The following is a 10,827-nucleotide window of genomic DNA, read 5'->3' on the forward strand; positions in this document are numbered from 1 at the left end:
CGGCATACGCCTTTCTTTACGGGCTACAAACCCCAGTTCTATTTCCGGACGACGGACATCACCGGCGAAGTAAATCTGCCTGAAGGCGTTGAAATGGTAATGCCCGGCGACAACATCACGATGACGATCAAACTGATCCACGCGATCGCCATGGAAACCCAGCTGCGTTTCGCGATCCGCGAAGGCGGCAGAACAGTGGCTTCGGGCGTTGTAGCCGAGATCATAAAATAGTCTTTACCGCTTGAATAGCCTCGCACGGAGGCGCAAAGGCGCACAGGGAAAATCAAAAAAGGGCAGACCCGAAAGTTTGCCCTTTTGGTTTATCCGTCGCAAAGGAGGAAAGATTGATGAGAAAAGTCATGATTTTATGGGTATTTTTGCTGGCAACCGCGGCTGCCTGGGCCTGCCCGAAACCCAAGATCCATACGGCTACGCTGAAAGCCATCGAATGGGGTTGTGTCAAGCGGGACAGCGTTACGCTCTATGTGGATATGGATTTGACGCGGGACATGATCAAGGAAAAATTCGGAAAAGGGGCCGTGGACAGGAAAGACCTTGATTCCATGACCTACACGTATTCCCTCGTCTATGAGGAATACGCGAAAAATCATGGAATGACCGTTGTCGAAGCGGATCTCGGAGAAAACCGGAAAGCCATCGTGAAAAAGCAGAAAGAACTCCTGAAAAAGGGGAAAAAGAAGTAATCGGCGAGCAAAATTCACCGACAAAAGAAAACGGGATGTGAAACCCCCATGGAAAGGAAAAACAAGCGGCAGCCCCTGATTTTGAAAAAACACGCCACGTTCCCGACGTTCCAGATGTTCGCCTACGCCGGCAAAAAAAGCGTCCTCGCCGCGGAAGACGTTTTTAAAATCTGTGTCCTCACGACCCTTTCGTGGCTTCGGGAGAAACTGGACGAGGTCGGCGGCTTTGACGAGATCAATCTGCCGGAGCCCGAAGACTACCGGCGGGTATCGGCGACGGATTTTGTCGAAGTCAACAGCGCCCTCGTAGGCTATGATCTGAATATCGGATCGGCGCCAGAGCAGAAAATATGGGCGCTGCAATTAAAAGAACCGGATCAGGGCATCTCCCGAACGATCGGCGGCGTTACCGAATACAGCCGTTCCCCCGTGGTCGGTCGCATGATCGAGACCAATATCGCCTTTTGCATAAACGGGGGCGTCGTAGAATGCGGATTCAAGACCATTGTCACGGAACCCGCGGGAACGGAGACGCAGCCGGAGGTTTTTCGCTACGCCATCATCAAGACGCTCATCCGGAATCCCCTGGTGGGCCTGAGCGGCTTCTATCCCTTTATCGAGGACATGATCCCCGTGAACGACGGCAGGAAAGCCAAAAAGTTGGCCGCATGGCTGGGAAACGCGGAGCGGCAGACGCCAGCCGTGGTTCTCGCTGAATACCGCGAAGACGAGGGGGAAGAGGAAGAAGCCATCGACCCCGACGGGCTGACGGCGGCTTTTCTCGCCCGGGTTCCTTCGCACGGAATGGATTTCCGGATCCCCGCGAAGATTCCGGGACCTTTGGAATTTCAGAAAGAACAGAGACCCTTCGGCCTTCCGGTGTGGATCGAACTCGACAAGGCCCTTTTTCCTGAGATTTACGCTGCGCGACCGGACAAAATTCCCAAAGGGATTCAGGCGCAGCCCGACAAAGCAGAAGACGCGAAGTCCGTCTCGAAAAAGCTTGAAAAGACGCCAAAAAAGCGATTCTCAGAGCCTCGCCTGGCCGCGGACTTGTCGGCGGAAGCCCGACATTTGGTGGGTTTCGCGCATTTTTTCGCGCTGTCCCACGGGGCTTTGGAAGAATTCAACAAAAATCTGGCCGGTTGCGCCGTGGAAGCGGGCGGTATGGCCATTTTCACGCGCCCGCCCCTCGTACGGGAAGAGAGCGCCTTTGTCGTTCCCCGAAGGCGGATTCAGGAAAACGCGGCGTTTTTCGCCCCCTGGTCCGAGCTTCTGTACGGTTTTCCGCTGGGGGAAGAATTCGATTTTGCTCATTGCAAATTTGTGCCCGATATTCAGGCGCTCACCCATCACCTGAACGCGGAAAAAATCAACGCGGTCTACCGGACAAAACAGGAAGTGGCCGAGGCACTGGAGGAATTCCAGCGGAAATACGAAGAACTGGAAAAGCAATATCAGGATTTTCAAAAAGAAAGCGCCGCCGGCGTCAATAAGCAGCTGAAATCTCTGCAATTTCAGAATACGCAATTGAGCGAATCCCTGCAAACGCAGAAAAATGAGGCGGAAAAAACAATTGCCGACTTGAAAAGACAGCTTTCCCGTACGGAAGAGCGGCTGAGCTGGCATGAGCGGATGGAAAGCAGGCCCGCCGCCATGGCGGAGATCACTCCATGGGCGGAAAGAGAATTTGCCGGGCGTCTGCTCCTGCTGCCCCGGGCGAAGCAGCTGCTCGCCGAAACGAAAAACAACCGTCCCGACTTGATCTGGAAGGCGCTCGCCTTTTTGGGCTCGGAATACTACGATATGCAAGTTCAGCGAATTACGGAAGAGGAAGCGAAGACCCGGGCGTCCTACAAGTATCAGCGCTGGTTTGACGTGAGCCCCATCAGCGAGGAGATTATCCGGGCATACCCCCGGGAATATAAAGTGCACTATTCCCAAAACGCTTTTACCGGCAAAAAGAAGGAGGTCGGCCTCAATCTCCATCTGCGCAGCGGCGTGGACAGCGAAAACCTTGTGCGGATCTACTTTTTGTGGGACCGAGAGAAGAAGCTTGTGGTGATCGGCTCCCTGCCCGATCATTTGCCGCCGCCCAATTGAGGGGCGGGGGAAGTCGCTTGCCTAGACACAAATTTTGCGCCTGCCCTTGACGGCAAGCCAAAAGCGGGGTATAATAGAATCGTTTAACCATGCAAATTACAGTATAGGACGGGCATTATCGGCGGCAACATTTCTGACATGACATCACGACATCACAGGAGGACAGGAAATGAAAAAGTATGTACGCATTCTGACGGCAACTCTGTTTTTTATTTTGGGAAGCATGATACTAAACGCGGCGCCCAAGAAGCTTCAGGTGGGCTTTACGACGGCAATGAACCCCGATGATCCCTACTTTGTGTTCGGCACGGAATTCGCCCGCATCGTCAAAGAAAAGACCAAGGGCGGGATAGAGGTCGATCTCTTGGGCGCGGGGCAACTGGGACAGGAAAGGGAGATGTTTGAAGGGATGCAACTGGGGACCGTGGACATGGCCATCATGACCAACGCCTACGCGAGCAATTTTGTCGCGGCTTCGGGCCTTTTCGACCTGCCTTTTATTTTCGCGGGCAACAAAGTCGCCGCCGATATCCTTGACGGTCCCATCGGCCAGGCCGTTCTCGCCGAATATACGAAAGAAGGCGTCATTGCCCTCGCCTGGGGAGAAGGCGGCTTCCGGCATCTGGTCACCATGAAGACTCCGGTTCGCAAACCCGCTGATTTTGCCGGATTGAAGATCCGCTGTATGGAAACAAAGACGTACATCGCGACTTACAACGCCGTCGGCGCAAACGCCGTTCCCATGGCCTGGTCGGAGACAATTACCGGCTTGCAGCAGGGAACCATCGACGGGCTTGATATTCCGATCAGCGTAATCTACAGCAACGGTTTCCCCGATATCGCCAAATACCTCAACCTGACCGGGCATTTCTATTCACCCCTCGTAATGTGCATCTCCGCGGAGATCTGGGGCGGATTTTCCAAAGAAGAGCAGGCCATCCTGAAGGACGCCGCCGTCGAAGCCGGAAAAGCTGACCGCGCACACAACGCCAGAGTCGAAGGAGAACTGCTGAAAAAGATGAAAGACGCCGGCATGAACATCATTGATGACGTGGATATCCCGGCATTTCAAGCTCAGTTGAAAAACTTCTACGGCGAGCAGAAAGGCGCCATCGGCGGAACTTATGTGGATGATCTGCTGAAAGTCCTGGCCGAAACCAAATAAGCGCCCGCTGACTCTGCGCAAGCGCGACAATTCTATTTTACAGAAGCTTTTACCGGAAACGGCAGGTGAACGATGAAATTTTTAGATCTATGCGGTAGAATCATGGACCGGATCGTTAATTTTTTGATCGTGATTTTTTTCGCGATGCTGATCTTGTCCTGCGTACTGCAAGTTTTTACGCGATATGTCATGAACAGCGCCCTCACATGGACGGAAGAATTGGCCCGATTTACTTTTATCTGGGCCAATCTCCTCGGCGCGGTTTTCTGCACCAAAAAAGGCTCCCATGCGACGGTTACGGCTCTGTCGGACTTTTTTCCACCCGGGGCCAAACGGATTGTGCAGATTTTGATACAGGCGCTGATCCTCGCCATCGCGGTCGTCATGATCCGCTACGGGATCAAAGTGACCTATCTGACGCGCAATCAAACCAGCGCCGCCATGAAGATCAGCATGGCCCTCGTCAACGCGTCCGTGCCCTTCTGCGGCGTCATGATCTTTGTGCACGCCCTGATCCGCATGCTGCAACTACTTTTTGCTACTAAAGCGGCGAAAGGAGGGGATGCGTAAATGGTCGGCACAATGTTTACTTTAATGATCATATTTATATTTTTGAGCGTCCCCGTGGCCTACGCGATTCTCGGATCGGGCATTATTTTCCTGATCGCGGCGGGTTCGAAGCCGCTTACCCTCGTCTGCCAAAAACTGGTGACCGGACTGGATTCCTTTCCGCTCCTGGCGGTGCCGCTTTTCGTCCTTGTGGGCGAATTGATGGACAGCGGCGGCATCTCCCGCAGGATGGTCAAATGGGCGGAAAGCCTTGTCGGCTGGATGCCCGGCGGATTGGGCGTTGTGACCATCGTCTCCTGCGCCATGTTCGCGGCCCTGACGGGCTCGGGACCGGCGACAGTAGCCGCCATCGGTGGGATCATGATCCCTTCCCTTACGGCCAAGGGCTATTCCAAGGAAACGGCGGCTGGCCTTGTGGCGGCGTCGGGAGCGCTGGGTCCCATTATTCCCCCCAGTATCCCCATGATCATCTACGGCGTCACGATGAATCTGTCGATTCCGAAGATGTTTATCGGCGGGATCGTTCCGGGGCTCGTGATCTCCATGGGCCTCATCGTCGTCAATCTCTGGCATGCTTTCCGGCATCCGGAAATTCTCGCCCACAGGGGGGAAAAATTCAGCTTTTCCGAATTCCTGCGGCATACCTGGTCGGCGCTCGGAGCGCTTCTGATCCCGGTCATCATTCTGGGCGGGATTTACGGCGGAATTTTCACGCCGACTGAAGCGTCGGCGGTGGGCGTGACCTACGCCCTGATCGTGGGTCTCTTCATTTACCGGGAAATCAAGGTCCGGGATTTGCCGCGGATTCTCATCAAATCCATGGAGACGGCGGCCATGGTGGATTTCATCATCGCGGCGGCCAATTTGCTGTCGTGGATCATGTCCACGTCCCGGGTATCGACGAAAATCGTCGACTTCCTGATGACCTTCGTTTCCAACAAATACACGTATATTTTGATGCTGATGCTACTCCTCTTCTTTGTGGGGGCGTTGATGGATACCGTCGCTGCGATAATCATCATTTCGCCGATCATTGTGCCTCTGGGCCTGCAACTGGGTCTCGATCCGCTGCATTTGGGGATGATCTATGTTATCAATCTCGTTATCGGCTACGTGACGCCGCCCTTCGGCTATAATCTTTTTACGGCCTGCTCCATAACGGGCTTGAAATTTGACAAGATCGTCCGGGGGGTCATGCCCTTTCTCCTGGTGGAAATGGGGCTTGTCATGCTCTTTGCTTATGTTCCTGGCCTGACGACCTGGCTCCCCAATCTCTTTATGTAGCCGGAACGGAAACCGTGGGGGGAAAAATAAAAAAATGGACAAAAATAGGATAATATGCGGAAATGGCGCGGAAAATGCGGAATTGCGCGCCCGGGCCAGAGAACTGGCCAAAGGCGCCTATGATCTCCACATTCACACGATCCCGTCCCATGCCAAACGAGCCCTCGACGATCTTGAACTGATCCGGGAAGCGGACGCGCTGGGTATGGCGGGGGTACTCATCAAAAATCACTACGAACCCACCGGTTCACGGGCGATCATCGCCAACCGCTCCGGGCAATACAAAACAAAGGCCTATGGCGGCGTTGCCCTCAATTGGCCCGTGGGCGGGCTGAATCCTTATGCCGTGGAAAGCGCCCTCAACCTAGGCGCCGTTATGGTCTGGGCCCCGACCAGGGACGCGTGGAATTCTCTCTTGCACGGGGATATGCCCGGCGATTTCTTCAAACGGCCGGGGATACGGATTCTCGACGAAAACGGGGAATTGTTGCCCGTGATTCACGATATTTTTGATGTGATTTTGAAATATGACGGCTGTCTCGCGACCGGTCATCTCTCGCCGGAGGAATCCGTGATCCTCTGCAAGGCGGCAAGGGCCAGAAATGTGCGGACGGTACTCACCCATCCGGAATTTGAGCGGACAAGGATTCCGGTTGACGTCCAGAAAGAATTGGCGGCAATCGGCGTTGTGATCGAGAAATGCTGGTACAACATCGCGGAACAAAACTGCACGGAAGCCTACATGATGGAGACGGTCCGTGAGGTGGGCGCCGCCCGTATTTACTTAAGCACGGACCGGGGCCAGGAAGGCAGGGAACGCCCGGCCGAAGCCATGCTGCTTCTGATTGAGGCGCTTTTGCGGAACGGCTTCACCGACCGGGAAATAGGGAATCTCATCCGGGAAGTCCCGGCCTCTGTCGTAAAAAACTAGGGTTTAACCCAAAAAAATCTCTCCTTCCGCCAGCGGGCGGTCGGAGAGATTTTTTATACTCGGAACTTATTTTTTCAAAGAAAGGGGCATCACGATGTAGATGTATTTGTGGGAGCCGGTGATCCGAACGGATTTGGCCGAGCTCACCATTTCCATAACGATATTGTCTTCCTTGTCGAGGTTTTGCACAAAGTCGAGAATGAATTTCGTGTTGAGGGCGATTTTGATCGGTTCGCCCTCGAAGTTGACCTTTAGCGTCTCGTTGATCCGCGCCAGGTCATTGGCGCCCTCGATCACCATGGCGTCCCCGTTGAAATCCAATGTGGCGCCGTACCGGGATTCCTGATTGTTCCGGACGAAGATCAGGACGCGGCGCAGGAGCATGGAAAACTCATTGTTGACGATGGTCAGCTTCTTGTCGTAATCGCCGGTCTCGAGGATGGCCTTGTAGTTGGGGAAATTCATGTCCACAACCCGGCTGATCGTCAGCGTATTGCCGAGTTTGAAGAAAATCTTGCCTTCAATGGCGTAAAACTTGACTTCGGTGTCTTCATTGGCCCGGAAGAGCTTCACAAGCGAATCCACGGTGGAATAGGGGATGCTCAGGCTCACGGGTTCGTTGACGGCCTCCAGCTCATGCTCGATGTACGTCATGCGGAATGTGTCCGTGGAGATGAATTTGAGGGTATTCTCTTCGCTCTCCATGCGGACGCAGTTGATCGAGATGTTTTCGGGGGAAACGGACGCCGAAAATTTGACCTTTTCAAGCAGGTCAGCCAAATCTTTGGCCTTGGCCTTGAAATTTTCGGTATTCTTGTCGAAGTCCACGTCCACAGGGATCTTCGGATAGTCGTCGGCGTTCATCAGCGCGAATTCCGAGGAGGAATCCTCATTTTCGATCAAAAGATTGTTGTCGTTGATGCGCAGCGTGATTTCCGCGTCGTTCAATTCACCGACGTATTCGGCGACCATCTGGTGCTGGAAGACGATCTTGCCTTCCTCGATGACGTCCTCGCAGGGAATCACTGTTGTAATCGTCGTCTCAAGGTTCGTCCCCATAAAAAACAGTTCGTTTTTTCTCGTCTCCATATAGGTACAGGAAATAATGGGTTTGACCTTGTTTTCCACGATGGCTTTTTCCACGGTTTTGATCCCGCCAAGAAAACTTGCCCGGTTAATCTTGATTATCACTTTTCTTCCTCCTGGTATTATTTTTCTTTATTTTGGCCGTTTTATCCGCTTTGTCCTGTGATTTTTGGTTCTGTCTCGGGGCATAATTGCCGATGATGCGCTGGAACACGCTGCGCAGCTTTTCGAGCGTGCGTTTTTCGATCTGCCGAACCCGTTCCCGGGTGATTCGGAATTCGTTGCCGATTTCCTCCAGCGTGTGGATCTCGTAGCCGTCCAAGCCGAAACGCATCTTGAGGATCTCTTTTTCTCTTTCGTCCAGGGCGTTGACCATGTCGATGACCTGCCGGCGGCCCAATTCCTCGATGACTTTATCTTCAAGGGAACTCCCGTCCTCGTTGATCAGCGTGTCCTCGAGGAAGATATCCTCGCCGATGGACATGTTGAGGGACATGGTGTCCTGGAAGTCCAGCAGGATTTTTTCCACCTTGCCGTCGGTGATCTTGAGGTCCCGGGAAATCCGTTCGATGGAGGGGTAAAAGCCGTCTTCCTTGATCTTTGCCATGATATAGCGGTTGACGCGGTTCAGGAGATCGTGCCGGTACGAGGGAATACGTATATCCCGCCCTTTGTTGATCACGGCCTTGCTGATGGCCTGTTTGATCCACCAGACCGCGTAGGTCGAAAAACGGAAGCCCTTGTGGATGTCGAACTTTTCTATGGCGTGAATCAAGCCGAAATTCCCCTCGCTGATCAAGTCGATAAAACTCATCCCTTTTTTCGTATAGCCCTTGGCAACGTTGACCACAAGCCGCAAGTTAGACAAAATGAGTTGGTTTTTTGCCTCGGGGTCTCCCTCTTCTATTTTTTTCAGCAGTTCCAGCTCTTCATCTTTGTCGAGCACCTTGTATTTCCGGATGTCTTCGAGATAAAGAGAGATCAAATCGCGATCTTCCATACTTATCCCTTCCGTTCGTAAAATTCTTCCTTTGTGCTTCTGCGCATAAGATCCGACACCACGTTCCTCGGGTCGGCGTTTTTGTAGATGACCGCGTAGACGCCGTCGATCAGGGGCATGGAGACCCCCAGTTTTTTCGCGGATTCGTAAATGGCTTTGACCGTCGGCACGCCTTCGGCCACCATGACCATATCCGCGAGGATTTTGTCGATTTTCTCCCCTTTGCCGAGACGTTCGCCCACATGGCGGTTCCTGCTGTGGCGGCTCGTACAGGTGACGACGAGGTCGCCAATGCCGGTCAGGCCTGAAAAGGTGGTTTCCCTTGCGCCCATGGCCTTTCCGTAGCGGACCATTTCCGCGACGCCGCGGGTGATGATGGAGGCCTTGGTGTTGTCGCCGAAGCCCAGACCGTCCGAGATCCCCGCGCCGATGGCGAGACAGTTTTTGACCGCCGCGCCCAGTTCGACGCCCATGACGTCGTCGTTGATATAGACCCGAAACCTGTCGTTGGTCATGAGTTTCTGGACTTTTTTGGCCTTGGCGGGATCCCCTGCGGCCACGATGGTGCTGGGCATGCCAATGGCCACTTCCTCGGCGTGGGTGGGCCCTGAAAGGACGACGATATTCTTGTGGAATTTCCCGAGAATTTCGTCTTTGATGACCTCCGAGAGCCGCATGCCGCTCTTGATTTCGATGCCTTTTGCCGTATTGATGAGAATGGTTTTGTCCGTGAGCTGCGTCGTAAAGCGCCGGACTACGGTCCGCAACTCCTGCGAGGGGACGGAGAGAAGGACATAGTTGACTTTTTCGAGAAGGCCTTCCTCGTCAGCGGTCACATGGACATTGCCGGGGAATTTGACGCCCGGCAGATAGCGCTTGTTTTCCCGGGCAGCCTCGGTTTCCGCCGCTCTTTCCCTCCGGTGGTCCCAGATGACGACGGGCCGCCCGAAAGCGCCCAGCATAAGGCCGAGGGCCGTGCCCCAGCTGCCCGCGCCCAGTATCACTACTTTTTCCAAAATGCCTCCTTGGTCGGGCGTCTAAAACTTGAATTTATTTTCCGATCCGGAACGGAGCCGCGCGATGTTGCTCCGGTGTTTCCAGATCACAAAGATCCCCGTAAAAAGCGTAATGACAAATATGGGGCCCCGGGTCATCCCCGATTTCGTCGGCGGAAACAGGAGCGTCAGAATCGGAAGCAGGCCCGCGCAGACAATGGAACCCAGCGAGATGTATTTGCTGAGGGCCACAATCACAATGAAAAGAACAAGCAGGATCAGCGTCACTTTGGGGATCAGGAACAAAAATGTTCCGAGGCTTGTGGCGACGCCCTTTCCGCCCTTGAAGCGCAGGAAACAGGACAGCGTATGCCCGAGGATGGCCACCATGCCGATAAAGACCAAGATATTGCCGGAAACGCCGGCTTTACTGGCTAAAAAAGGCGGCAGCCAGCCCTTCAGCGCGTCGATGAACAGGACGAGGACGCCGTACCTGGCTCCCAGGACCCGCCACGCGTTTGTCGTGCCGGTATTTTTGCTGCCGTGTTCGCGGATATCGATGTTTTTGAAATATTTTCCCACCCAGACGCCGGCGGGAACGGAACCCAAAAAATACGCAAGAAGAATAAAGAACAGCGATTTCATCACAGATCACCTATTTTATGAATAATTTGAGCGATTGAAAAAGATCGGAGATATACGTGAAAATCCTTGTTACAGGCACTTTAAGGTAGTAATTCATGTAGACGTAAATATAGGCCGCGTGCAGGATCAGCGCCACAAAGCGAAATTTGCGGCTGCGGGAGAATAAAAAGCGGAAGAAGGAAAGCACAAAGCCGATGATGGCCACGATTCCCGTAAAAAACATGATGTCGTTGCTGAACACCCGGCTTTGCAGGATGGAAAGCCAGCCGTCCGTCGCCTCCGGCATTTTCCGGACGATGAACCAGCAGATCCCGTAGATGTATTCCAAAAAGCATAAAAACATG

The 10,827-nt window shown here is 53.6% G+C and carries 12 protein-coding genes; 7 read left to right on the forward strand and 5 right to left on the reverse strand.

Annotated features, from left to right (window positions below):
• The 7 genes from tuf to LBQ97_07885 all read left to right on the forward strand — a co-directional run.
• Window positions 1-231 (forward strand): elongation factor Tu (gene tuf / locus LBQ97_07855; protein MDR1832622.1); only part of this gene is annotated, 231 nt, incomplete at its 5' end.
• A 116-nt stretch (window positions 232-347) separates the two neighbouring features.
• Window positions 348-704 (forward strand): hypothetical protein, encoded by a 357-nt coding sequence (locus tag LBQ97_07860; protein ID MDR1832623.1) that lies wholly within the window; start codon window positions 348-350, stop codon window positions 702-704.
• A 48-nt stretch (window positions 705-752) separates the two neighbouring features.
• The gene (locus LBQ97_07865; protein ID MDR1832624.1) at window positions 753-2,807 is read left to right on the forward strand and encodes a DUF3450 domain-containing protein; all 2,055 of its coding nucleotides are present in this window, start codon (window positions 753-755) and stop codon (window positions 2,805-2,807) included.
• Between the two features lie 169 nt (window positions 2,808-2,976).
• The gene (gene dctP, locus LBQ97_07870; protein MDR1832625.1) at window positions 2,977-3,972 is read left to right on the forward strand and encodes a TRAP transporter substrate-binding protein DctP; all 996 of its coding nucleotides are present in this window, start codon (window positions 2,977-2,979) and stop codon (window positions 3,970-3,972) included.
• Between the two features lie 102 nt (window positions 3,973-4,074).
• Window positions 4,075-4,542: a TRAP transporter small permease gene (locus LBQ97_07875; protein MDR1832626.1), complete on the forward strand. Its 468-nt coding sequence runs from the start codon at window positions 4,075-4,077 to the stop codon at window positions 4,540-4,542.
• Window positions 4,543-5,826 (forward strand): TRAP transporter large permease, encoded by a 1,284-nt coding sequence (locus LBQ97_07880; GenBank protein MDR1832627.1) that lies wholly within the window; start codon window positions 4,543-4,545, stop codon window positions 5,824-5,826.
• A gap of 34 nt (window positions 5,827-5,860) precedes the next feature.
• Entirely contained in the window at window positions 5,861-6,757 is an 897-nt protein-coding gene (locus LBQ97_07885) for a DUF6282 family protein (GenBank protein ID MDR1832628.1), read from the forward strand.
• A 66-nt stretch (window positions 6,758-6,823) separates the two neighbouring features.
• Here the strand turns inward: LBQ97_07885 and dnaN are convergent, their stop codons facing one another.
• Genes dnaN through LBQ97_07910 form a run of 5 tightly spaced genes read right to left on the reverse strand, consistent with a single transcriptional unit; the run spans window position 6,824 to window position 10,826 of the window.
• Window positions 6,824-7,948 (reverse strand): DNA polymerase III subunit beta, encoded by a 1,125-nt coding sequence (dnaN, locus tag LBQ97_07890; GenBank protein ID MDR1832629.1) that lies wholly within the window; start codon window positions 7,946-7,948, stop codon window positions 6,824-6,826.
• Window positions 7,932-8,843 carry an RNA polymerase sigma factor RpoD/SigA gene (locus LBQ97_07895; GenBank protein ID MDR1832630.1) on the reverse strand — a complete coding sequence of 304 codons (912 nt, stop codon included), beginning with the start codon at window positions 8,841-8,843 and terminating at the stop codon, window positions 7,932-7,934. The genes dnaN and LBQ97_07895 overlap by 17 nt, the downstream gene beginning before the upstream one ends.
• 2 nt (window positions 8,844-8,845) lie before the next feature.
• A complete protein-coding gene (locus LBQ97_07900; GenBank protein MDR1832631.1) occupies window positions 8,846-9,859 on the reverse strand; it encodes an NAD(P)H-dependent glycerol-3-phosphate dehydrogenase in 1,014 nt (337 codons plus the stop codon).
• 21 nt (window positions 9,860-9,880) lie between these two features.
• A complete protein-coding gene (gene plsY, locus LBQ97_07905; GenBank protein MDR1832632.1) occupies window positions 9,881-10,483 on the reverse strand; it encodes a glycerol-3-phosphate 1-O-acyltransferase PlsY in 603 nt (200 codons plus the stop codon).
• Window positions 10,484-10,493: 10 nt separating this feature from the next.
• On the reverse strand, window positions 10,494-10,826 hold the full coding sequence (locus LBQ97_07910; GenBank protein MDR1832633.1) for a hypothetical protein: 333 nt from the start codon (window positions 10,824-10,826) through the stop codon (window positions 10,494-10,496).
• Window position 10,827: the final 1 nt, after the last annotated feature.

This window comes from Fusobacteriaceae bacterium (genome assembly GCA_031272775.1).
Taxonomy (GTDB): Bacteria; Fusobacteriota; Fusobacteriia; order Fusobacteriales; family Fusobacteriaceae; genus JAISST01.